Source organism: Rhodoferax sp. (assembly GCF_034520025.1).
In the GTDB taxonomy this organism is placed as follows: Bacteria; Pseudomonadota; Gammaproteobacteria; order Burkholderiales; family Burkholderiaceae_C; genus Allorhodoferax.
Genome location: NZ_JAXHNZ010000001.1, coordinates 1044795 through 1068372 on the forward strand (window position 1 = coordinate 1044795; position 23578 = coordinate 1068372).

21 protein-coding genes are annotated in these 23578 nt (G+C 59.2%); 11 read left to right on the top strand and 10 right to left on the bottom strand.

Annotated features, from left to right (window positions below):
- Positions 1-79 precede the first annotated feature (79 nt).
- Together tldD and U5L73_RS05000 are read left to right on the top strand one after the other, a co-directional pair.
- Positions 80-1540, top strand: coding sequence for a metalloprotease TldD (tldD, locus tag U5L73_RS04995; RefSeq protein WP_322561308.1), 1461 nt, complete (start codon positions 80-82; stop codon positions 1538-1540).
- A 228-nt stretch (positions 1541-1768) separates the two neighbouring features.
- Entirely contained in the window at positions 1769-2896 is a 1128-nt protein-coding gene (locus tag U5L73_RS05000) for a 3-deoxy-7-phosphoheptulonate synthase (protein WP_322561309.1), read from the top strand.
- A gap of 87 nt (positions 2897-2983) precedes the next feature.
- Here U5L73_RS05000 and U5L73_RS05005 read toward each other — a convergent pair whose 3' ends face one another.
- Both U5L73_RS05005 and mpl read right to left on the bottom strand, forming a co-directional pair.
- A complete protein-coding gene (locus tag U5L73_RS05005; protein ID WP_322561310.1) occupies positions 2984-3259 on the bottom strand; it encodes a hypothetical protein in 276 nt (91 codons plus the stop codon).
- Positions 3260-3310: 51 nt separating this feature from the next.
- On the bottom strand, positions 3311-4804 hold the full coding sequence (mpl, locus tag U5L73_RS05010; protein WP_322561311.1) for a UDP-N-acetylmuramate:L-alanyl-gamma-D-glutamyl-meso-diaminopimelate ligase: 1494 nt from the start codon (positions 4802-4804) through the stop codon (positions 3311-3313).
- Positions 4805-4948: 144 nt separating this feature from the next.
- On the opposite strand from mpl, the gene U5L73_RS05015 reads away from it, so the two are divergent.
- From U5L73_RS05015 to U5L73_RS05040, 6 genes are all read left to right on the top strand, one after another.
- On the top strand, positions 4949-5548 hold the full coding sequence (locus tag U5L73_RS05015; protein WP_322561312.1) for a hypothetical protein: 600 nt from the start codon (positions 4949-4951) through the stop codon (positions 5546-5548).
- Complete coding sequence (locus U5L73_RS05020; RefSeq protein WP_322561313.1) at positions 5535-6092, top strand: TlpA disulfide reductase family protein; 558 nt, start codon at positions 5535-5537, stop codon at positions 6090-6092. Before U5L73_RS05015 ends, U5L73_RS05020 begins: the two co-directional genes overlap by 14 nt.
- Before the next feature lie 170 nt (positions 6093-6262).
- The gene (accB, locus tag U5L73_RS05025) at positions 6263-6721 is read left to right on the top strand and encodes an acetyl-CoA carboxylase biotin carboxyl carrier protein (RefSeq protein ID WP_322561314.1); all 459 of its coding nucleotides are present in this window, start codon (positions 6263-6265) and stop codon (positions 6719-6721) included.
- A 12-nt stretch (positions 6722-6733) separates the two neighbouring features.
- On the top strand, positions 6734-8083 hold the full coding sequence (accC, locus tag U5L73_RS05030) for an acetyl-CoA carboxylase biotin carboxylase subunit (RefSeq protein ID WP_322561315.1): 1350 nt from the start codon (positions 6734-6736) through the stop codon (positions 8081-8083).
- An 8-nt stretch (positions 8084-8091) separates the two neighbouring features.
- Complete coding sequence (prmA, locus tag U5L73_RS05035) at positions 8092-8970, top strand: 50S ribosomal protein L11 methyltransferase (protein ID WP_322561316.1); 879 nt, start codon at positions 8092-8094, stop codon at positions 8968-8970.
- A gap of 33 nt (positions 8971-9003) precedes the next feature.
- Entirely contained in the window at positions 9004-10029 is a 1026-nt protein-coding gene (locus U5L73_RS05040) for a zinc-ribbon and DUF3426 domain-containing protein (protein ID WP_322561317.1), read from the top strand.
- Between the two features lie 67 nt (positions 10030-10096).
- On the opposite strand, the gene U5L73_RS05045 is transcribed toward U5L73_RS05040, so the two are convergent.
- The 8 genes from U5L73_RS05045 to U5L73_RS05080 all read right to left on the bottom strand — a co-directional run bounded on the left by U5L73_RS05045 (position 10097) and on the right by U5L73_RS05080 (position 20272).
- Positions 10097-10690, bottom strand: a complete 594-nt coding sequence (locus tag U5L73_RS05045; protein ID WP_322561318.1) for a histone — start codon at positions 10688-10690, stop codon at positions 10097-10099.
- A gap of 171 nt (positions 10691-10861) precedes the next feature.
- On the bottom strand, positions 10862-12049 hold the full coding sequence (locus U5L73_RS05050) for a ribonucleotide-diphosphate reductase subunit beta (RefSeq protein ID WP_322561319.1): 1188 nt from the start codon (positions 12047-12049) through the stop codon (positions 10862-10864).
- A 119-nt stretch (positions 12050-12168) separates the two neighbouring features.
- Positions 12169-15087: a ribonucleoside-diphosphate reductase subunit alpha gene (locus U5L73_RS05055; protein WP_322561320.1), complete on the bottom strand. Its 2919-nt coding sequence runs from the start codon at positions 15085-15087 to the stop codon at positions 12169-12171.
- Positions 15088-15456: 369 nt separating this feature from the next.
- The gene (gene ampD / locus U5L73_RS05060; RefSeq protein WP_416221279.1) at positions 15457-16074 is read right to left on the bottom strand and encodes a 1,6-anhydro-N-acetylmuramyl-L-alanine amidase AmpD; all 618 of its coding nucleotides are present in this window, start codon (positions 16072-16074) and stop codon (positions 15457-15459) included.
- Entirely contained in the window at positions 16058-17524 is a 1467-nt protein-coding gene (locus U5L73_RS05065; protein WP_322561322.1) for a sigma-54 dependent transcriptional regulator, read from the bottom strand. Before U5L73_RS05065 ends, ampD begins: the two co-directional genes overlap by 17 nt.
- Positions 17503-19242, bottom strand: coding sequence for a sensor histidine kinase (locus U5L73_RS05070; protein WP_322561323.1), 1740 nt, complete (start codon positions 19240-19242; stop codon positions 17503-17505). The genes U5L73_RS05065 and U5L73_RS05070 overlap by 22 nt, the downstream gene beginning before the upstream one ends.
- Complete coding sequence (locus U5L73_RS05075) at positions 19239-19472, bottom strand: PP0621 family protein (protein ID WP_322561324.1); 234 nt, start codon at positions 19470-19472, stop codon at positions 19239-19241. Before U5L73_RS05075 ends, U5L73_RS05070 begins: the two co-directional genes overlap by 4 nt.
- On the bottom strand, positions 19469-20272 hold the full coding sequence (locus U5L73_RS05080; RefSeq protein ID WP_322561325.1) for a cytochrome C assembly family protein: 804 nt from the start codon (positions 20270-20272) through the stop codon (positions 19469-19471). Before U5L73_RS05080 ends, U5L73_RS05075 begins: the two co-directional genes overlap by 4 nt.
- A 78-nt stretch (positions 20273-20350) precedes the next feature.
- Here U5L73_RS05080 and ffh point away from each other — a divergent pair, with 78 nt between their 5' ends.
- From ffh to U5L73_RS05095, 3 genes are all read left to right on the top strand, one after another.
- On the top strand, positions 20351-21715 hold the full coding sequence (gene ffh, locus U5L73_RS05085; protein WP_322561326.1) for a signal recognition particle protein: 1365 nt from the start codon (positions 20351-20353) through the stop codon (positions 21713-21715).
- Entirely contained in the window at positions 21715-22614 is a 900-nt protein-coding gene (locus tag U5L73_RS05090) for a DMT family transporter (RefSeq protein ID WP_322561327.1), read from the top strand. Before ffh ends, U5L73_RS05090 begins: the two co-directional genes overlap by 1 nt.
- A gap of 263 nt (positions 22615-22877) precedes the next feature.
- A complete protein-coding gene (locus tag U5L73_RS05095; RefSeq protein ID WP_322561328.1) occupies positions 22878-23378 on the top strand; it encodes a hypothetical protein in 501 nt (166 codons plus the stop codon).
- Positions 23379-23578 lie beyond the last annotated feature (200 nt).

Sequence of the window (23578 nt, forward strand, 5' to 3'; positions counted from 1 at the left end):
GCAGCCATACCCCTGTGGCAGGCCCCGACTCTGGCGACACAGCCACTGCGCCGGCCGTGCAGAGGCCTAAAATGGCCGCATGATCTCCCGCGAACCCACCATCGAACGCTTGGCCACGGCCAAATCCCTGTTGCTGACGCCCTTCGGGCTGGATGAGAGCCATCTCACCCGCGCGCTGAACGAAATCAAGGCGCACCAGGTGGACGAGGCGGACCTGTACTTCCAATACACCCGCTCTGAGGGCTGGAGCCTCGAAGAAGGCATCGTCAAAACCGGTTCCTTCAGCATCGACCAAGGCGTGGGCGTTCGCGCGGTGAGCGGCGAGAAAACTGCCTTCGCGTATTCCGACGACATTTCTGAAGCTTCGCTGCTGGATGCAGCTCGCACCGTGCGCACCATTTCGGCTGCAGCCCAGAACAAACGTGCGAAGACTGCTACCCAAAAGATAGCGGGTGGCCGCAAGCTCTACGCCGGGCTGGATCCGATTGCCACGCTGGACAGCACCGCCAAGGTGGAGTTGCTAGGCAAGGTGGAGAAACTGGCGCGCGCCAAAGACCCGCGCATCATTCAGGTGATGGCCGGCTTGGCCGCCGAATACGACGTGGTGATGGTCGCCCGTGCTGACGGTACGCTGGCCGCCGACGTGCGTCCGCTGGTGCGCCTGAGCGTGACCGTGATTGCCGAGCAAAAAGGCCGCCGCGAGGTAGGCTCCAGCGGCGGCGGTGGCCGCTTCGGGCTGGCGTACTTCACCGATGCGCAAATTGAGGACTACGTGGACCAAGCGGTGCACGCCGCGCTGACCAACCTGGATGCCCGCCCAGCGCCTGCCGGTGAGATGACCGTGGTGCTGGGCGCCGGTTGGCCCGGCATCCTGTTGCACGAAGCTATCGGCCACGGGCTAGAAGGCGACTTCAACCGCAAGGGCAGCAGCGCCTTCAGTGGTCGCATCGGCCAGCGCGTGGCGGCAAAGGGCGTGACCGTGCTGGACGACGGCACCATTGCCGACCGCCGTGGCTCGCTCAACGTGGATGACGAAGGCAACCCCAGCCAGCGCAACGTGTTGATTGAAGACGGCATCTTGAAGGGCTATATCCAGGACAGCATGAACGCACGCCTGATGGGCGTAAAGCCCACCGGCAACGGCCGCCGCGAGAGCTACGCCCACCTGCCCATGCCTCGCATGACCAACACCTACATGCTGGGTGGCGACAAGGCGCCGGAAGAAATCATCGCCAGCATCAAGAAAGGCCTATATGCCCCCAACTTCGGTGGCGGCCAGGTCGACATCACCAGCGGCAAATTTGTGTTCTCTGCCAGCGAAGCTTATTGGGTGGAAAACGGCAAGATCCAATACCCCGTCAAGGGCGCGACGCTGGTGGGTAGCGGCCCCGAGTGCCTGAAGCGCGTCTCCATGATCGGTAACGACATGAAGCTGGACCCTGGTGTAGGCACCTGCGGCAAAGAGGGCCAAAGCGTGCCGGTGGGTGTGGGCCAGCCCACGCTGCGCATCGACGGTTTGACCGTAGGTGGAACTGCCTAACCAGTGGCGTAAGCCGCTGTCAGAAACCTGTGCTACATTGAGCTTTATGCATTTCGCACGTTTCTTTTTTAGCTACTTTTGGTTCTCACGCGCATCCGGCGGTCGAGAGATCTGAACGTACCCAAAAGAAACGTCCTGAATCTTCCCAAAAACCGCCGGCACCCCCGGCGGTTTTTTTATGCCTTTTTCAACCTGTTCTATTTGTAACTTGGACTCTGGAGACCTGACATGAACGCTAAAGCCTCTGCAACCGGTGAGTGGTACGGACAAGCCCAGCCCGCCGACCGCACCAGTAAAACCGACGACGAACGCATCAAGGACATCACCGTGTTGCCCCCTCCAGAGCACCTCATCCGCTTTTTCCCGATTCGCGGCAGCGCGACCGAAACCCTGATTTCGGACACCCGTGCCACGATCCAGAACATCATGGCCGGCAAAGATGACCGTCTGCTGGTCATCATTGGCCCCTGCTCCATCCACGACCCCGCCGCAGCGCTGGACTACGCCCGTCGCCTGAAAGTGGAGCGCGAGAAGTACAAAGACACGCTGGAAATCGTGATGCGCGTCTACTTCGAGAAGCCCCGCACCACCGTGGGCTGGAAGGGCCTGATCAACGACCCCTACCTCGACGAGAGCTACCGCATCGACGAAGGCCTGCGCATCGCGCGCCAGCTGCTGATCGAGATCAACCGCTTGGGCATGCCCGCGGGCAGCGAGTTCCTGGACGTGATTTCGCCCCAGTACCTCGGTGACTTGATCTCCTGGGGCGCCATTGGCGCACGCACGACCGAAAGCCAAGTGCACCGCGAGTTGGCCTCCGGCATCTCGGCGCCCATCGGCTTCAAGAACGGCACCGATGGCAACATCAAGATCGCGACTGACGCTATTCAAGCTGCCGCGGGTGGCCACCACTTCTTGTCGGTGCACAAAAACGGCCAGGTCGCGATTGTGCAAACCAACGGCAACCCGGACTGCCACGTGATTCTGCGCGGCGGCAAGGCGCCCAACTACGACGCAGCCAACGTGGCCGCGGCTTGTGCGGACCTTGCCAAGGCCAAGCTGCCTCAGACCCTGATGGTGGACTGCAGCCACGCCAACAGCAGCAAGCAGCACGAGAAGCAGCTCGATGTGGCCAAAGACATTGCCGGTCAGATCAGTGGTGGCTCGCGCAGCGTGTTCGGCGTGATGGTGGAAAGCCACCTGAACGCCGGCGCCCAGAAGTTCACCCCCGGCAAGGACGATGCAACTGCCTTGGAATACGGCAAGAGCATTACCGATGCCTGCCTGGGCTGGGACGATTCGGTGGAGTCGCTGGAAGTGCTGTCTGCCGCCGTCAAGGCACGTCGCGCAGCCTGATGGCGCCATAAAAAGCCGGAGTGAATGCTCCGGCTTGCACAATCAAGCGGGCTTCATCGCACGATGGGCCCGCTTTCTTTTTGTGCCTTACTGCAGCGGAGCAGGAGCCCGCAGGGACTCCATCACGGCGTCCGGCGTGCCACCCGCAGCCAAATGGGTTTTGTACCAGACGCTCAGGATCGTGCTGATCACCGGGCCGGGGTTCTCGCGCACTTTGGCCACATTCCATTGGTTGAGTTGGCAGATGCGCTCGATGAGGTCCATGTCCATATCAATCGCTTCAGTGTCGCAACGGCGCAGTTTCAGGTCGGTGAATTGGGCGCCTTCCGGGAGGCGAAGTTGAAAGTTCGGATCGGTTTGCATGGGGTTTAGGGTCAAATATGGCGCTAGCGCTCGCAGATATTGCGCGAGTAGCTATGAAGTTTGTAGCAAGTTGGCAAGTTTGGCGTGGATGCCGCCGAAGCCGCCGTTGCTCATGCACAGCACGTGATCGCCCGGCTGCAGGGCGGCGGCCACTTGGGCGAGCACAGCGTCAATGGTGTCTCCCACTTGCGCCCGCGCGCCCACGGGGGCCAGTGCTTCGGCTGCGTCCCAGCCCAAACCGCCGCTGTGGCAGAAGGCGAGGTCGGCTTCTTCCAAGCTCCAGGGGAGCTGGCTTTTCATGGCGCCTAGTTTCATGGTGTTGGAGCGGGGCTCGAACACGGCCAGAATGCGCCCCTTGCCGACCTGGCGGCGCAGGCCGTTGACCGTGGTGCGGATGGCGGTGGGGTGGTGCGCAAAGTCATCGTAAATGGTGACGGGTGCGCTGCCGGGCTGGCCTGCCAACGGAGCGGTGGCACGCACTTCCATGCGGCGCTTAACGTTCACGAATTGGCCTAGGGCTTCGGCGGCGACGGCAGGAGGCACGCCCACATGGTCGGCGGCGGCGATGGCGGCCAGCGCATTGAGCTGGTTGTGCACGCCGCCCAAGGCCCACTGCACCCGGGCTACCTCGTGGCCGTGGTGGTGAACCGCAAAGTCGTGGGGCTCGCCAACGGCAGAGAAGTCGTTCACGGCGGCGCCAAAGCTGCGTTGTTCGCTCCAGCAGCCTTGGTGCAGTACGCGGGTGAGGCTGTCTTCCAGCCCGTTGACGACCACGCGCCCGGTACCGGGCACGGTGCGCACCAGGTGGTGGAACTGCCGTTCGATAGCGGCGAGGTCGTCAAAGATGTCGGCGTGGTCGAATTCCAGGTTGTTCAGGATGGCGGTGCGCGGGCGGTAGTGCACGAACTTGCTGCGCTTGTCGAAGAAGGCGGTGTCGTATTCGTCGGCCTCGATCACGAAGAGTTTCTCTCTGGATGCGGGGTGTGGGGCCGTCTGCGCCCCCTCCTTCGTGCCCCCCGCCCGCTTTGCGGGCTCCTCCTTGACCTGCGCAGTGGGCACAGACGGCCCTCCACCCAGTCTTGCCGATACTCCGAAATTCAACGGGACGCCGCCCACAAGGAATCCGGGTTGCAGTCCGGCGTACTCCAGCACCCAGGCCAACATGCTGGTGGTGGTGGTTTTGCCATGGGTGCCGGCTACTGCCAGCACGTGCCGGCCTTGGAGCACGTGTTCCGCCAGCCACTGCGGGCCGCTGGTGTAGGGGGCGCCTGCATCCAGAATGGCCTCCATGAGCGGGAATTTAGGCGTGCCATCGGCGAGCCGGGTGCGGCTGACGACGTTGCCGATCACGAACATGTCAGGCTGCAATGCCATTTGCTCAGCGCCGAAACCCTCGATCAGTTCGATGCCCAGAGCCCGGAGCTGGTCGCTCATCGGGGGGTAAACGCCGGCATCGCAGCCGGTCACTTTGTGGCCGGCTTCACGCGCCAGCGCGGCCAGGCCACCCATGAAGGTGCCGCAAATGCCCAAGATATGAATATGCATGACCCGTATTCTACGGGGCGGTCCCCGACTCTTGACTCAGCATGATTTATGCATCTGGCGCCCGTGGAGTGTGCGCAGGTAGCTATCAAATACGTAGCAAATAGGCGCTTGGCAGGGCTTTCATCGGGCAGGCACAATCAGGCCATGGATGATTTAAAAGAAGAAATCGCGGCGACCGCTGCGCGTTTGGTAGTGGAAGAGGGGCTGGAATACGGTCCGGCCAAGCGCCGCGCGGTCAAACAAATGGGGGTTCCGCCCCGGTCCAGCTTGCCCGACAACGATCAAGTAGAGGCCGCGGTCGAGGAGTACATCTCCATCTTCTGTGCGGATACCCAGCCCAAGGAGTTGCGCGCTCTGCGCCAACTGGCGGTGCAGTGGATGGAGCGGCTGGAGTCGTTTCGGCCTCACCTTGGTGGCGCAGTGTGGCGTGGCACTGCCACGCGCAACAGTGATATTTATCTGCAGTTGTTTTGTGATGATCCCAAATCGGCGGAGATCATGTTGATTGACAAGGGTGTGCGCTTTGAGGTGCGTTCGGTGCCGGGGTTGCAAGGGGAGATGGTCGATGCCCTGAGCATCCATGCCATGTGCCTGCCCTTGGGCGAGCACGTGGGGGTGCATCTCTTGGTCAATGATCTGGATGATGTGCGCGGTGCACTTCAGCCGGATGGCCGTGGTCGTGCCCGCCGTGGCAATATGGCGGCAGTTCAGCGCTTGTTGGAGTCGGATGATGCAAATTCCTGAAAAATCGGACGCGGTAGCGCTTTCGGCCCGGCGCCGGAGGGTTTTGTGGGGCGCAGTCGCCGGAGTGGCGGCTGTGGCAGGAGCTGGTTTGTCGTGGCGCCAACAAGCAGCGTCGTCCGTGATGGAGCCGGTGCCCGGTTTTTGGGCGCAGCAATGGCAGACGCCCCAAGACACGAGCCTGGCGATGCAGCAGTTTCAAGGGCGCCCCGTGTTGATCAATTTCTGGGCGACCTGGTGCCCTCCATGTGTGGATGAGCTGCCTTTGTTGGACCGTTTCCATACCGAACAAGGCCCCAAAGGCGTGCAGGTTTTGGGGTTGGCGATTGACCGCAAAGAGGCGGTGGTGCCGTTTTTGCAGCGGGTTCCACTCCAGTTTCCCGTGGCATTGGCGGGCTTGTCAGGGACGGAACTCGGCCGCGCGCTGGGTAATGTGACCGGGGGGCTGCCGTTCTCTGTGTTGGTGGCCTCGGATGGCGCGGTTGCGCAGCGCAAGATGGGTCGAGTCCACGCGGAAGACTTGGTCGCTTGGGCTGCGGTAAAATAGAGTCTCTTACCTAGTGTTTCCGACCCGGAAGCACTGTCTCAAGCCCTTTCGGGGCGATTTTATTTAGACATTTTTCCAGTCTTTTCCCTTGATTTGGGTGGAGATATGGTTTTTTGGCGGTGTTTTGCTGTAAATTCGCCGTTTTACAAATGTCGGTTGTTGGAGATTCCATGGATTTACGCAAACTCAAAACCTTGATCGATCTGGTGTCTGATTCGAATGTGTCGGAGCTGGAAATTACCGAGGCCGAAGGCAAGGTCCGTATCGTCAAGGGTGGTGGTGCTGTGGTTCAGGGCTACGCGCCCACACCTGTGTATGCAGCGCCAGTGGCTGCTGCGGCTCCTGCCGGCGCACCTGCTGCAGCGCCAGTGGCTGCCGAACCGGTAGCGGATGCCGGTCATACCGTGAAGTCGCCGATGGTGGGTACTTTCTACCGTTCGTCCGCTCCGGGTGCCAAGCCATTCGTCGAAGTGGGTGATTCGATCAAGGTCGGCGAGACCATCTGCATCATCGAAGCGATGAAGATCCTCAATGAAATCGAGGCAGACAAGTCCGGTACCGTGACCAAGATCTTGAGCGACAACGGCCAGGCAGTGGAATACGGCCAGCCCTTGTTCATCATCGAATAAAACGCAGCACCCATGTTCAAGAAAATTCTGGTCGCCAACCGGGGCGAGATTGCGCTGCGTATCCAGCGCGCCTGCCGCGAGTTGGGTATCAAGGCCGTCATGGTCTATTCCGAGGCGGACCGCGAAGCCAAGTATGTCAAGCTTGCTGAAGAAGCGGTTTGCATCGGGCCGGCCCCCTCGGGCCTGAGCTACCTCAATATGCCGGCCATCATTTCGGCGGCTGAGGTGACAGATGCGGAAGCGATCCACCCCGGCTATGGTTTTCTGAGTGAAAACGCAGACTTTGCCGAGCGTGTCGAGAAGAGCGGCTTCCAATTCATCGGGCCTACTCCTGAATCCATTCGCATCATGGGCGACAAGGTGTCTGCCAAGCAAGCCATGATCCGGGCGGGCGTGCCCTGCGTTCCCGGCTCTGAGGGCGAGTTGCCGGATGATCCTGTCGCCATGAAGCGGATCGCCAAGTCCGTGGGCTACCCGGTCATCATCAAAGCGGCTGGTGGCGGAGGCGGACGCGGTATGCGCGTGGTCCACACGGAAGCCGCGTTGGTCAATGCGGTTGCCATGACCAAGGCGGAGGCGGGAGCTGCGTTCAACAACCCGGCGGTGTACATGGAGAAGTTTCTCCAGAACCCTCGGCACATTGAAATCCAAATCCTCGCGGACAAGCACAAGAACGCGGTGTATCTCGGCGAGCGCGATTGCTCGATGCAGCGCCGTCACCAGAAAGTGTTGGAAGAGTCCCCTGCGCCGGGCATCAACCGCAAGCTGATTGAACGCATCGGGGAACGTTGCGTTAATGCCTGCAAGAAGATCGGCTATCGCGGAGCGGGAACCTTTGAATTCCTCTACGAAGACGGCGAGTTCTACTTTATTGAAATGAACACCCGTGTTCAGGTGGAGCATCCGGTCACCGAAATGGTGACGGGTATCGATATCGTGAAGACGCAGATCATGGTCGCTGCCGGCGAGAAGTTGCCATTTACCCAGCGCCAGATTGAGGTGCGTGGCCACGCCATTGAGTGCCGCGTGAATGCGGAGGATCCTTACAAGTTCACGCCGTCTCCAGGACGTGTCACCATGTGGCACGCACCGGGCGGCCCGGGTGTGCGTGTGGACTCGCATGTGTACACCAACTACTTTGTGCCTCCGAACTACGACTCGATGGTTGGCAAGATCATTGTGCACGGCGACACTCGCGAGCAGGCGATGGCCCGCATGCGTACCGCGCTGGCGGAGACGGTCGTGGAAGGAATCAATACCAACATTCCTTTGCATCGTGAGTTGATGGTGGATGCCAAGTTCATGGACGGTGGAACCAATATCCACTACCTAGAGCACTGGCTGGAACAACACAAGCGATAAGGCGTTGCATGTTTGAATTGCGTTTAATGTGTCCCGAAGACCGGGTCGAAAACCTGAGTGATGCGCTGGACGCATTGGACGCCTTGAGCGTCAGTGTCGAAGACGCTGATGCCCAGACGGATGCCGAACAGGCATTGTTTGGTGAGCCCGGTATGCCTCCGCCGAAAGACGGATGGCAGAGCTCACGGGTGATTGCCTTGTTTGCAGAGCGCACGCAAGCCGATGAGGCTTGTGCGCTGTTGCAGGCCCAGGATTTCTTTGAAGGTTGCCAGGTTCTGGGGATCGATGCCTTGGAAGACCAGGATTGGGTGCGCTTGACCCAGTCGCAGTTTGCGCCGGTGGAGATTACCCCCGAGTTCTGGATCGTTCCCACATGGCACGAGCCTCCCGCGCAGGCGAGAGAGGTCATTCGCTTGGACCCCGGACTGGCTTTTGGTACGGGCACGCATCCGACGACGCGCATGTGCTTGCGCTGGATCGCAGGCCACGGCGCTGCGGGCCGGGTGCTGGATTACGGGTGTGGCTCCGGCATTCTTGCGATTGGAGCAGCGAAACTCGGTGCGACGGAAGTTATCGCGGTCGACATTGATCAGGCTGCGGTCGAATCGACGGTACTGAATGCGCAAGCTAACCAGGTGGAGCTGTCTGCCGGTTTGCCCGAAGCCGCTCAGGGAGAGTTCGATGTGGTGTTGGCCAATATATTGGCGACCCCATTAAAAGTGCTCGCGCCCTTGTTGCGTGCGCATGTCAAGGCGGGCGGGCACCTCGTGCTGGCCGGAATACTGGAGCGCCAAGCGGACGAGCTGAAAGCGGCCTATGCGCCTTATTGCACCCTTTCAGTGGCAGACACCGAAGACGGGTGGATCTTGATGACAGCTGCCGTTTAACTGCGGTGTTTGCGACCACTACAATGTGACGCAATGAGTCTGATTACCCAGTGCCCGGCATGCTCCACGATGTTCAAAGTCGTGCCGGACCAGTTGCGTATTTCAGATGGCTGGGTGCGGTGCGGGCAATGTGATGAGGTATTTGATGCCAATGCCCACTTGCACACCGCCGCAGACGCACAACCGGCTCCAGAGCCTGAGCCCCGTGAAGCTGCTGCACCTACCAGTCCCGATCCGGACTGGGCTGCATCTTTGAGATTCGAGTCTGACGATGCTGCGCCACCCGAAAAGGTAGCTGTTGAGCCGCTGGACGCAGAGACTCCGCCTCCTGAACCGTGGTCTTCGGCCCCCGCACAACTGGTTGATCATGATCCTGCGCTGGATGATTTCCTTGCCCAGAGCCCTGGCGCTCTCGCCGGTGGGGCAGAGCCGGATACGCCACCTCTAGAGTCTTATAACAAGAGCGATCTAGACGCCCTTGGTTCGCCCGCGCCCCGCTATACGCAAGCAACTCCGTCTCCAGCAACTGGCGAGCCAAAGCTTTCATTTATGCCCAAGGGCGATGGGCTGGTGTTTTGGGACCGGACCTTGGTCAAGTCGGGTCTTGCCGGGATTGCTGGCTTACTGGTGCTAGCCCTGGGGTTGCAATACGCGTATGTAGAGCGGGACCGTATTGCCGCCTATCAGCCTGAGGCCGTTCCCGCGCTGGAGGTACTGTGTGAGTGGGCCGGCTGCCAGCTCGCTCCCTTGCAGTCGATTGAAGCGGTCGTGATCGACAGTTCTTCGTTTACCAAACTCCGTTCGGACGTATACCGTTTGAATGTGGCCATCAAGAATACCGGTTCGGTACCAGTGTTGCCTCCCTCATTGGAGCTCACGCTCACCGACATGCAAGACCAAAGCATGATTCGCAAGGTGTTGGCGCCACGAGATATCGGCTGGATGGCGTCCACATTGGAGCCCGGCGCCGAGTTCACGGCGTCATTGCCGCTTGCTGTGAAAGCAGCTTCGCCTACAGAACGGGTTTCTGGATACCGTTTGCTGGCTTTTTACCCTTAACAGGCGAGTCGCAACGAAAAAAAGCCCGGACCGTTAAGGTTCCGGGCTTTTTTGTAAGTGCAGGCTATTAAGGCTTGCTGGAAGTGGGAAACGGCCACGCAGCTTGAGGGTTCAGTGTGGTTTGCGCTGCCGGAGCGGCTGCCTTGGCAGCCTTTTTTGCAGGGGCTGCAGGCTTTTTGGCAGGAGCGGCCTTCTTGGCTACCACGGCTTTTTTCGCGGGAGCTGCTGCTTTTTTGGCAGGAGCGGCCTTCTTGGCTACCACGGCTTTTTTCGCGGGAGCTGTTGCTTTTTTGGCAGGAGCGGCCTTCTTGGCTACCACGGCTTTTTTCGCGGGAGCTGCTGCTTTTTTGGCAGGAGCGGCCTTCTTGGCTACTACGGCTTTTTTCGCGGGAGCTGTTGCTTTTTTGGCAGGAGCGGCCTTTTTGGCTACTACGGCTTTTTTCGCGGGAGCTGCTGCTTTTTTAGCAGGAGCGGCCTTTTTGGCTACTACAGCTTTTTTCGCGGGAGCTGCTGCTTTTTTAGCAGGAGCGGCCTTCTTGGCCACTACGGCTTTTTTCGCAGGAGCTGCTGCTTTTTTAGCGGGAGCGGCTGCCTTCTTCACTGGGGTTGCTTTTTTCGCTGGAGCGGCTTTTTTTGCCGCTGGTTTTTTTGCAGTTGCCATCATGATCTCCTTGTTCAAGGTGCAAAGAGCACTTCCTGCTACGTATTTGGCAGAAAGCGATTCATGCCACTGGACGCAGTTCCAGTGGCATGAACTTGGTGACGCCAACCCTTCGTTGTGATCACGCGATCAATGAGGGGCGGCGAAAACTTTAACGGCATAGCGAGCAAGTTAATCCCAGGACAGCGCGCCGCCGGACTGGTACTCGATAACACGCGTTTCAAAAAAGTTACGTTCTTTCTTGAGGTCAATCATTTCGCTCATCCATGGGAACGGATTTTCTTCGTTCGGGAACAAGGCCTCGAGACCGATCTGTGTCGCACGGCGATTGGCGATATACCGCAGATAGCCCTTGAACATCGAGGCGTTCATGCCCAGCACGCCACGGGGCATGGTGTCTTCGGCGTAGCGATATTCCAGCTCAACCGCTTTTTCAAACAGTGTTTTGATCTCTGCCTTGAATTCTGGTGTCCACAAGTGCGGGTTTTCGAGCTTGAGCTGGTTGATCAAGTCAATGCCGAAGTTGCAGTGCATGGACTCGTCCCGGAGGATGTACTGGTACTGCTCTGCTGCACCCGTCATTTTGTTCTGGCGGCCGAGCGCCAGAATCTGGGTAAAGCCCACGTAGAAGAACAAGCCTTCCATTAAGCAAGCGAACACGATCAGCGACTTCAACAACGTTTGATCGGTGGCGGGCGTGCCGGTATGGAAGTTGGGATCCATGATCGCTTCGATGAAGGGGATCAGGAACTCATCTTTGTCGCGAATCGACTGGACTTCGTTATACGCATTGAAAATCTCGCTCTCGTCCAGGCCGAGAGATTCCACGATGTACTGGTATGCGTGCGTATGGATAGCTTCTTCAAACGCCTGGCGCAACAAAAACTGACGGCACTCCGGTGCAGTGATGTGGCGGTAGGTGCCCAACACAATGTTGTTGGCGGCCAATGAGTCAGCCGTCACAAAGAAGCCGAGGTTGCGCTTCACGATGCGGCGTTCATCTTCTGTCAGGCCATTCGGGTCTTTCCACAGCGCGATGTCTCGCGTCATGTTGACCTCTTGTGGCATCCAGTGATTGGCACAAGTGGCGAGGTATTTTTCCCAAGCCCACTTGTACTTGAATGGCACTAATTGGTTAACGTCGGTCTGTCCGTTGATGATGCGCTTGTCTGATGCATTGACGCGCTTGCCACTGGCGCTGGCCTTGGCCACTTGCACTGCTTGGGACATGGTGGCGCTGTACACCGAAGTGCCTGTCGCAGACGACACCGACGCCTGCGCGCCCTGACTGTTTTCAGACGGATTGCGCGCGTAATTCGACGGCGATGCGGGCTTGACTTCTTCGTCCCAGGACAACATAGTTTTTTCCAATCTTTGGATTATGTGAGTAGTGAATTGAATTGAAAAGCGTTCATTCAATTCACTGAAAATTTGTGTTGCTCATGAGCATCGCAAGTGGCCTCGCGATGCTCATGAAATTATTGGCAGGACTCGCAGGTCGGGTCGTCCACGCCACAGAATTTGATGTCCGTGGCAGCACTGCTCGAAAGCTGCATCTGCTCTTGCGCAGCCGCCGCGGCAGCTTCAAGTGCGCTCGACATCTTGGGCGTGCCCTGGCCCTCATTGCCGGAGGAGACGGCGTTCAGACGACCCGCGCTCACCGTGGATTTCTCCACGTGCGTAGCAGACATGGTGCGGAGGTAGTAAGTAGTCTTGAGACCACGCAACCAAGCCAGCTTGTAGGTCTCATCCAGCTTCTTGCCGGAGGCGCCCGCCATGTAAATGTTCAGCGACTGTGCCTGGTCGATCCACTTCTGGCGACGTGCGGCAGCTTCCACCAGCCAGCGTGTTTCCACTTCAAATGCGGTGGCGTAAAGCTGCTTGATTTCTTGTGGCACGCGGTCGATCGGATGGAGGGATCCGTCAAAGTGCTTGAGGTCCATCACCATGACGTCGTCCCACAGGCCCAGTTGCTTCAAGTCGCGTACCAGGTAGCTGTTGATGACCGTGAACTCACCGGACAGGTTGGACTTGACGGACAGGTTGCCGAAGCATGGCTCGATGGACGCATCTACACCAATGATGTTGGAAATCGTCGCTGTAGGAGCAATCGCCACGCAGTTGGAGTTGCGCATGCCGTCTGCTGCAATCTTGTTGCGCAGAGCATCCCAATCCAGCGTAGATGAGCGATCTACCTCTACGTAGCCGCCGCGTGCGGAGGCCAGCATGTCGATGGTGTCCAGTGGCAGGATGCCCTTGTCCCACAGGCTGCCCTTGAAGCTGTGGTACTTGCCGCGTTCACGTGCCAAGTCTGTCGATGCCCAGTAGGCGTAGTAGCTGATCGCTTCCATGGACTTGTCGGCAAATTCAACGGCAGCGTCGCTGGCGTAGGGAATGCGCAATTCGTAGAGGCTGTCCTGGAACGCCATCAGGCCCAGGCCGACGGGGCGGTGACGCATGTTGGAGTCACGTGCCTTTTTCACGGCGTAGTAGTTGATGTCGATCACGTTGTCCAGCATGCGCATGGCGGTCGAAATCGTGCGCTTGAGCTTGTCGTGGTCGAGGGCGCCATCTTTCAAGTGCTGCAGCAAGTTCACAGAACCCAAGTTGCAGACGGCGGTTTCGGTGTCGGAGGTGTTCAGTGTGATTTCTGTACACAGGTTCGACGAATGCACCACACCTGCGTGTTGCTGGGGCGAGCGGACGTTACAAGCATCTTTGAACGTGATCCAAGGATGGCCGGTTTCAAACAGCATGGTCAGCATCTTGCGCCAGAGGTCGCTGGCCTGTAGGGTGCGTGATGGCTTGATTTCGCCACGAGCAGCCTTTTCTTCGTAAGCCACGTAGGCCTTCTCGAAGTCAGCGCCGAACAGATCGTGCAAGTCGGGCACGGTAGATGGAGAGAACAGTGTCCATGTGCCTTTTTCCATGACCCGGCGCATGAACAAGTCAGGAATCCAGTTCGCGGTGTTCATGTCGTGGGTACGGCGGCGGTCATCGCCGGTGTTTTTGCGCAGCTCCAGGAACTCCTCGATGTCCAAGTGCCATGTTTCCAGGTAGGTGCAAACTGCTCCTTTGCGCTTGCCGCCCTGGTTCACCGCCACAGCCGTGTCGTTGACCACTTTCAGGAACGGGACCACGCCCTGTGATTCGCCGTTGGTTCCCTTGATGTGGGAGCCCAGAGCGCGCACGCGGGTCCAGTCGTTGCCCAAACCGCCGGCGAACTTCGACAACAGCGCGTTTTCTTTGATGGATTCGTAGATGCCGTCCAGATCGTCTGGCACGGTGGTCAAGTAGCAGCTCGACAATTGCGAACGCAAGGTGCCGCTATTGAACAGGGTAGGCGTGCTCGACATGAAGTCGAAGCTGGAGAGCACTTCATAGAACTCAATGGCACGTGCTTCACGGTCAATTTCATTCAGCGATAGGCCCATGGCGACGCGCATGAAAAATGCCTGTGGCAGTTCGATGCGGGTCTTGCCTTCATGCAGAAAGTAGCGGTCGTACAGGGTTTGCAGACCTAGGTAGTCAAATTGCAGGTCTCGGCTGGCCTTGAGGGCTTGACCCAGGCGCTTCAAGTCGAATTGCTGCAGTTTTTCGTCCAACAGTTCGGCTTCCACGCCGCGCTTGATGAAGCCGGGGAAGTAATCTGCATAGGCTTCTTGCATGTCGGCTTGCGCCACATCACGACCCAGCACTTCGCGGGAAATGGTGTGGAACAGTAAACGTGCAGTGGCGTAGGTGTAGTCGGGGTCTTTTTCGATCAGGGTCCGCGCAGCCAGGATGGCTGCCTTGTACACCTCGTCCAAGGGGACGCCGTCATACAGGTTGCGCATGGTTTCTGCCAGGATGGGGGCGGCCTTGACGTCGGCACCCAAACCGCTGCACGCTGTCTCGATGCGGGATTGCAGTTGGGCCAAGTCCAGCGGTACGCGCTGGCCATTGTCGATAACGTGGATCACCGGAGCGGCAGGAGCCTCGGTAGCGACTTGCTTGGCGCGCTCTTGGGTGCGGCGCTCGCGGTACAGCACATACGCACGGGCGATTTCATGGTGACCACCGCGCATCAGGCCCAGCTCTACTTGATCCTGCACGTCCTCAATATGGAATGTGCCGCCGCCCGGACGGGAACGCACCAGCGCGCGAATCACTTGCTGCGTCAGGCCATCGACCGTCTCGCGCACACTGGCGGATGCTGCGCCTTGGGTGCCGTGCACCGCAAGAAACGCTTTCATCATGGCAACCGCAATCTTGTTCGGCTCAAATGGCACCACTGCACCGTTGCGGCGGATGATCTGGTAGTGCGAATAAGCTTGCTTCGCCGGTGTTTCGTGGCCGGGAACGGGGGACAGCAGCGGGGCGGGTGCCGTGGGTACGGCCGTGGAAATAGATTGCATAGTTTCCTCGTCTAAATCGGGTGTATTTTTGTGTGATCTGTGTGCCGCGTGGCTTGCTGCGACTAAGGGGCTTTGCACCCGCGCATCAACCAAGGCACACTATATCTGGGGTCTGGGGTGCTTGCAACCCACTACCGGTAGTGTATCTGCTCAGCACCCTTGTGTTTTGATCAGGGCCTTTGCCCCTCGCATTCCACTTGCCGGAAAGGGTGCGTCAAAGCCTTGATTGGCGTAAATTTTTCAAGCCGAATGAGGTTTTATGCGGCTTGCAGCAGCATTTTGCGTGGAATGGCACGATTGATGCGGGTGTCGTGCTTTCAGGGGCGTCTGATGGACCCCCAAAATATTTTCAGAAGCTTGGCGATTTGTTCAGGACTTGTGGCTTTCTTGCCATGGCGCGGGTAACTCCCAGTCCGAAATTGCGGCCCAGCGCTTCAGTCGGTCCCACTCGAATCCGGGACCCGGGTCGGTCTTCCTGCCGGGCGCAATATGCTCATGGCCCGCGACGTACCGGATTTCATAGTTCTGCGCGATTGCCGCACACAAGCGCTCCAAGCTCTCGTATTGATGGGCGGTAAACAAGTCGTTGTCCATGCCCTCCAACTCAATGCCAATCGAGTGGTCGTTGCAATTGGGCTTTCCGCGATAGGTGGATGCACCCGCGTGCCATGCACGTGCATCGCAACTGACAAACTGACACACAGTGCCCGTGCGCCTCACAAAGAAATGGCTGGAGACTTCCATCCCCCTGATCGTTTGGTAATACGAGTGCGCGTCCCAGTTCAGGGTGTTGGTGAATAGTTGGCGCACACCGTCGCCTCCATATTCGCCGGGGGGCAGCGAGATAGAGTGCAGTACTACCAAGTCGGTGTCTGCATCTGCAGGCCGTGGGCCGAAATTGGGCGAGGTTTCGTGGAGCGCTTCGCTCCACCAGCCTTCCGACCAGCTGCCGGTCGCACCTCGGGGGGGGTTATTCCGATTTTCCATCGTCATGTTCGGGCACATCGATGGACAAGCGCTCCATCCGGTAACGGATTTGCCGCAGACTGATGCCCAAGCGCTGGGCTGCAGCGGTGCGGTTGAAACGGGTCTCACGCAAGACATGGATCAGGATTTCACGCTCCTGAGCGTCCAAATGGCTTTGCAAATCGGCGGGAATGCTGAAAGAACCGGGCTCAGACGCCGGTGCCACGGGGGCGGGTAGATCTGTCTCGCCCAAACCGGCGGGCTCGGATTCGTGGCCATGGGTGTCGAGTTCCAAAACATCGCCTTCAGACAACGCCAACGCGCGATGCAGCAGGTTTTCCAACTCCCTGACGTTGCCCGGGAGCGGCAGCGCTTTCAGTTGCGCCAGCAGGCTTGCTGATAGTGAGGGAGCTGGCACACCCGTCTCTTCACAAATTCTGGCGACCAGTGCCCGGCAGAGGGCCTCCAAGTCGTCTCTCCGTTCCCGCAGCGGTGGCAGCTGGAGGTCTATCACATTCAAGCGGTAATACAGGTCTTGGCGGAAGTGCTGTGCGGCAACCTCCGCCACCAGATCTTTGTGGGTGGCGCTGACCAGGCGGACATCCACACTTTCCTCCTGGTTGCTGCCGAGAGGGCGGATTTTTCGCTCTTGAATCGCCCGCAGCAGCTTGGCTTGCATCGCCAGAGGTAAGTCGCCGATTTCATCCAAAAACAAGGTGCCGCCGTGGGCCGCCTGGAAAAACCCTGGCCTGTCTTGTGTCGCGCCGGTATAGGCACCCTTGCGGGCGCCGAAAAACTCTGCTTCCAGCAAAGACTCCGGAATGGCACTGCAATTGACCGCCACCCATGGCCCGGAAGCCCGGTGACTGTTGGCATGCAGGGCTCGCGCAGCCAGCTCTTTGCCGGTGCCCGACTCGCCCCGGATCAGCACCGGCGCCATGCTGCGCGCCACCTTGGCGATGCGCTCCTTCAGGGCCACCATGGCCTGTGACCGGCCCACCAGTTGCTCCAGCGCTTTGGCGCCTTCAGTGCCACTGTCGGCAGGGCCCTTAACAGATCGCTCGGTGATCGGGGCAGCGCCAGTGCTGGCGCCACCCAAGGCAGCCATCACCGCGCTGCGGAACTGCTTCAAGTCCACAGGCTTGGTCAGGTAATCAAATGCGCCAGCCTTTAGCGACTCGACCGCATTCTCGGCCGAGCCATACGCCGTAATCACAATGCAGCGCTCTTTTCCTATGTGTTCGCGCAGAGCGTGCAGGATGTCGATACCCATGCCGTCGGGCAGGCGCATGTCGGTGATCACCAAGTCATATTTGTGAGCAGCTACTGCATCCAGGGCCTCGTGTACCGAGGCAGCGGTGTCCACCTGATGGCCTTCGCGCAGCAGCGTGAGCTCATACAAGGTCCGCAGGTCCGGCTCATCATCGACCACCAGGATACGGGCGTTGTTCAGTACAGGGATGCTTGCCATAGAGAGTTGCCGTCGGTGTCCTGGGTCATGGGGCCCTTAATAAGGCTCAGTGTCAGCGTGAAGTCATTGCCTTCGTGGAGTTGCCCGCTCCGGATGCGGGCGCTGCGTTGGTACCGCAGGGTGGCGCCGTGGCGTTCGCAGAGTTCGCGTGAAATGTACAGCCCTAAGCCGCTGGAGCGGCTCTCGGACGAGAAAAACGGCTCAAACAAATGCCGCTCCACCGTTTGGTCCATACGGGCTCCGTCGCTCCACACCGAGACGCAAGCCGCAGTGTCGGTGTAGGTCACTGTGATTTGCACGGCTTCCAGCTGTTTGCTCGCGTAGCGCAGCGCGTTGTCGAGCAGATTAATCAGAACTTGGCGCAGGTGCTCCGGGTCAAAGCGCACTGCGTGTGGACGGGGGTCAATGTCGATACCTATCAGCCCGCCGATGCTCTTGTGTTGTGCCCAGTCTTGCGCCATCCGATGAACCGTCTCGCTCAAGCCATACAAGGCGTCGTGTTCACCTGCAGATGTGGTGCGGGCACGGGCCACATTCAAAATGTCGTCCACAATTTTGCCCAGCCGCTTGGCATTCTGGCTCACCATGGTGGTCAGGCGCAGCTGCCTAGGATCCTGCAGCTCTTCAGACAACAGCGCATTCGCTTGTGCAATCGCGGCCAAGGGGTTACGTATTTCGTGGGCCACGGCGGTCGACATGCGCCCCATACTGGCCATCTTTTCGGTGCGGATGCGGGCCTCTGCATGGCGCTGGTCCTGCAAAAACAGCACACACAGACTGTCTGCGCCGATACCTTGGGGTGCAGCAAGCCGGGTCCGGGCCAGTACCTTGAGCGCACTGCCGTGGTCGTGCACGAGTTCTACCTCGGCTTCCTGGCTTTGGCCACTCCCAAGGCACAGCCGCGTGAGTAGCAGTAGCGGGCGCCATGCCGGGTCTGCCTTTAGGTCAAAGAGTGCGGAGCGCAGCCGGTCTTCGTCGCCCAGCAGGGTACGAGCCGCCGGGTTCGCGGCCCGGACGATCCCGCGCTGATCCACAATGACTACCCCCTCGGGCATTGCCTCAATGACCAACTCGTTCACCTCCCGTTGGATGGAGGCCGCCAATTGGTTTTGCCGGGCTCTGCGTCCCTCGTTGGCCAAGCGGGTAGCCAGTTGGTTGGCTAAAAAGGCCACCGCAAAGTAGCCAATGCCGCTGAGCCCCGCCTGGGCAAACGCAGCCGGGTTGTCGATGTCGTTGACCAGCTGTGTCCAGCTGGCGCCGCCCAATAGCAGCATGGTCACGCCAGCCGCAGTTCCCAGTGCCAGCCGCAGCGAGCCCAGCACCGAGGCCAGCAACACCGGCAAGGCGAACAGGGGTGTGTAGTTCAGGTTGTTGCCGTTGAGCCACTGCAGCGCTGAAAAAACCAGAACATCAATTCCGATCAGAACGCCCCAGGTCTTGCTAAACGCACCGCCCAAAGGCCGAGGTTTCAACAGCAAGCGCGCTCCCAGCGTCGTCACAAAATAGCCGGCAGTGATGGCAAGTAGGGTCTTGCTGTGTGTGGTGCTGGTGACAAACAACGTGGTTTGCAGGCCCACCAAAGCGGCTCCCAGCACCCAGCGCGCGGTCATAAAGGCCTGCCATAGGCGCTTGAAGTCACTGGTGTCCGGCGTTTGCTCTGGGGGCGCCTCCAGCGATGACGCGCCAAACCATGAGTTTTCGCCCGGGTCGTTCGTCATCCGTTTTCTGCCAAGCGCAGGTGTTCCGCGCTGCAATAGGCGCCATGCTGGCCTTGCACCAATTCGCTATCGGGAACATGGAGCTTGCAATAGGCGCAAGCACTCATGGCGACGCTGCCTGCCTTGGGCGGTGCCTCTGGCGGCGGTGCAGTGGGCGGGAGCTTGGCTTTGTGGCTACGCCAGTACCAGATCACCCCGAGGATGACTAGCAGTATCACCAGGTTCTTCATGCCGACCGGCCTAACAAGACTTCGAGCACAAACCGGGATCCCACATACCCCAGCAACAACAGCACACTGCCGGTGTAGAGCACCGCTACGGCGCGTTTGCCCCGCCAGCCGAAGCGTGCGCGGCCCAGCAACAAAACGGCAAACGTGATCCACGACAGTACCGAGAACACCGTTTTGTGATCCCAGTGCCAAGCGTGGCCTTTGCCATAGACCACATCGCCAAACAGATAGCCCATGCCCAGTGTGGCAGTCAGTAGTACGAACCCGGCCGCGACAAACCGGTAAGTCAGGCGCTCCAGGGTCAACAGGGGTAAGCCACTGTGCGGGTCTGCGGCTTGGCGGATGCGTGACTCTGCGCGACTCATCAACCAAGCGTGCACCACGGCAGTACCAAACAGCCCGTAGCTGGCTACGCCAAAGGCCAGGTGCGTCGGCAACCAAATGGTGGCCGTGCTGGGCAAGGGGGCGCCCGGAAAAATGCACGCCAACAGCACCGCCGCTGCACCCACGGCAGACAGAGCCCACCGGGTTTGGAGTTGCGGGTAAATTTGGCTTTCAATCGCGTACACCGCAGCGACGACCCACGCCGTCATGGAGAGTGCGGTGGCAAAACCAAAGTAGGTGGGCGGCAAAAGCAGGCCCCATGCGAGTGCCGCCCCGTGCAGAAACCAGGCCCACGCCACCCAGGCACGGGCCGCGTTGGAGCTCAGGTGCGCGGCCCTGAGTGCCGGCCATGCATAAGAACAGGCCGCCAAAACCGACAAGGCTAAGCTGGTAGGGGACGCACTGGCTAAAATCATGTGCACAGTTTAGCGTTTTGCTCCCTGCCGGCACTGTCCGGCTCACACCGCAGGTTGCGCCTGCCGGAATACTTCAATATGGCCTCCGCTCTTACCGACAAACTTTCCCGCCTCGTTAAAGACCTGCGAGGCCAGGGGCGTATCACCGAGTCCAACGTCACCGACATGCTGCGCGAAGTGCGCATGGCGCTCTTAGAGGCCGACGTCGCCCTGCCGGTGGTGCGCGACTTCATTGCCCGGGTGAAAGAAAAAGCACTGGGCCAAGAGGTGCTGGGTTCCTTGCAGCCCGGCCAAGTGCTGGTGAGTATCGTCAACCGCGAACTCTCCGCCACCATGGGCGAAGGCGTAAGCGACATCAACCTCGCTGCCCAGCCGCCCGCGGTGATCTTGATGGCCGGTTTGCAAGGTGCCGGTAAAACCACCACGACCGCCAAGCTCGCCAAGCACCTGATCGAAAAACGCAAGAAAAAGGTGCTAACAGTCTCTGGCGACGTGTACCGCCCCGCGGCGATTGAGCAGCTCAAGACGGTGACGGCGCAGGCTGGCGCGGAGTGGTTCCCCTCCACGCCGGACCAGAACCCGGTCGACATCGGCCGCGCCGCGTTGGACTACGCCAAAAAACACTTCTTCGATGTGCTACTGGTTGATACCGCAGGCCGCTTGGCGATTGACGAAGCTTTGATGCTGGAAATCAAAAACCTGCATGCAGCACTCAACCCCGTTGAAACCCTGTTCGTCGTGGACGCCATGCAAGGTCAGGATGCGGTCAACACCGCCAAGGCCTTTAAGGAAGCGCTGCCGCTGACCGGCATCATCCTCACGAAAACCGATGGTGACTCGCGTGGCGGTGCTGCTCTGTCTGTGCGCCAGATTACCGGTGCACCCATCAAGTTTGCCGGCACCAGCGAAAAGCTCGATGGTCTAGAGGTGTTCGACGCCGAGCGCCACGCTGGCCGCATTCTGGGCATGGGCGACATCGTGGCGCTGGTGGAGCAGGTTACCGCGGGTGTGGACATCGAAGCGGCCAAGAAGCTGGCGGACAAGGTCAAGAGTGGTGCCGGTTTCGACCTGAACGACTTTTTGGCCCAGATCCAGCAAATGAAGCAAATGGGCGGCCTTTCCAGCCTGATGGATAAGCTGCCTGCCGCCATGGCCGCCAAGGCCGGCCAGGTGGATATGGACAAGGCCGAGAAAGACATCAAGCGCAAGGAAGGCATCATCCACAGCATGACGCCCCTGGAGCGCCGCAAGCCCGAGCTCATTAAGGCCACGCGCAAGCGCCGCATTGCCGCCGGTGCGGGTGTGCACGTGCAGGAGGTCAACCGCATGCTCAAGGAATTTGAGCAGATGCAGGAGATGATGAAAAAGATGAAGGGCGGCGGCATGATGAAGATGATGAAGCGGCTCGGGGGCATGAAAGGCATGCCCAAGATGCCCTTCTGATGGCCGAACACGCGCCGCAACAAGTCTTGAGAGGCATCGGCCTGGCTATCTTGGCCATGGCCTGCTTTGCCACCTTGGATACCACCACCAAATGGGTGTCGCTGAGTGCCCCGCTGATGGTGGCCATGTTTTTCCGCTATGCGTTTCAGGCCCTCGCCACCACGGCGATTGAGCTGCCCCGGCAGGGGCGCGCCTTGCTGCAAACTGAGCATTTGGGCTTGCACATCGCGCGTGGCGGTTTGTTGCTGGCGACCAGCATTTTTGCGTTTCTGAGCCTCAAGCACATGCCGGTGGGCGAGTTCACCGCCATCGTGCTGCTGACCCCGCTCATCGTGACGCTGCTGGCAGCGCGCATGTTGCACGAAAAAGTGTCGCACCTGCGTTTGGTGCTCGTTGCCGGCGGATTTGCCGGCACCTTGGCCATCGTGCGGCCCAAAGGAGCCGACTTCAATTGGGCGCTGCTGTTTCCAGTGTGCGTGGTGCTGGCCAATGCAGGCTTTCAGCTGCTGACCAGCCGCATGGCCCGCACCGAAGACCCGATGACCATGCAGTTTTACACGGGCTGGACGGGCGCCCTTGTGGCGGCACTGGCCTTGCCGTTTGCCTGGGAGCCCATCGCGTCGCATGCCGTGTGGGGCGGCCTGTTGTTAATGGGCTTTCTGGGGAGCTTGGGCCACTTCATCTTCATTCAGGCTTTCAGGCGAGCGCCTGCTGCGGTGCTCATGCCGTATATGTATGCCCAGATTGCCTTTGCCATGCTGGGCGGCTGGCTGATCTTTTCGCACGTACCCGACGCCTGGACCATCGCCGGCATGGCCTTGATTGCGGTGTGCGGTGCCGCGGGTGCGTGGCTCACGGCGCATGAGAGCCGGGCATCAGCAGAGGCGCCGGAGCACTGAGTCTCTAGTGGTTTACGGCGAAATTAGCCTATGCGCCCGATGTTATTGCGCGAGCAGCTATTGATTTGATAGCGGTTGAATTTGGGTGATGTGGGCGACAGAGAGGGGGCGGACTCCCCGCTCTGCGAGAGAGATGGTTGGTGCGCTGCGTTGAATCGTATAACGTTGGGGGCGGAAATGTGGCGATTGCTGTCATTCATCAGCATGGTCAAATTTAGCGACGTGTCTTTTAATTGTGTAAGCTTTGTGGTGAACATCCCAAAATGCCTGAAAAAAGTCGATTGCCAATCTTTGTGTTTTGGCTTCTGCTCATATCCGCTGGGCTTAGTTCGTTCTTGGCGCTCATACCAGCAACTGCGATTCCACATAATCAGGCGATCACCCAGAAAAAGTTTGATTGCGAGTTCGTTTCTTTTCAGCGCGACGAGTTCGGCAAAAAGGGTTTTCATTGCCTAGATAAAGACTCCCTGAAAAGCGCACTTATGTTTTCATCTGGCGTGGGAGTCGCCACACTTTTAGCCTTGGCGTGCATCGTTTTTGGCTCAAAACTGGGGATGTTATGGCGACACGACCGCGGCACTTATTTTGTCCTTGTGGGGATTTGGGCTTGGTTTACAGCTTTGTACATAGCGTCAATCCGGTTGTCGCACTTTGCATTTGGCAGGGTGAGCATAGATTATTTTTGGGTAACGCTTGTTTGGATTGCCATAGTCGTTGTACTGCCGCTTATGGCATGGCTGGAATCCAGATCCTATGAAAGATGATCATCTTTGTGCATACAGGTAAGCCAAAGTCCATATCCTGCATGTCAATTCGATGTGATTGAATGAATATCCACTTGTCGCATCCAGTGATCGGCTTTACGCTTGCAGCCTGATTCTTGAGGTCAGGTTTTCTGCGCGGATTCAACCTGTCGGCGCAACACACTAAAATCCGCCCTGCTCGCCGCCACCCACCCGCAGGC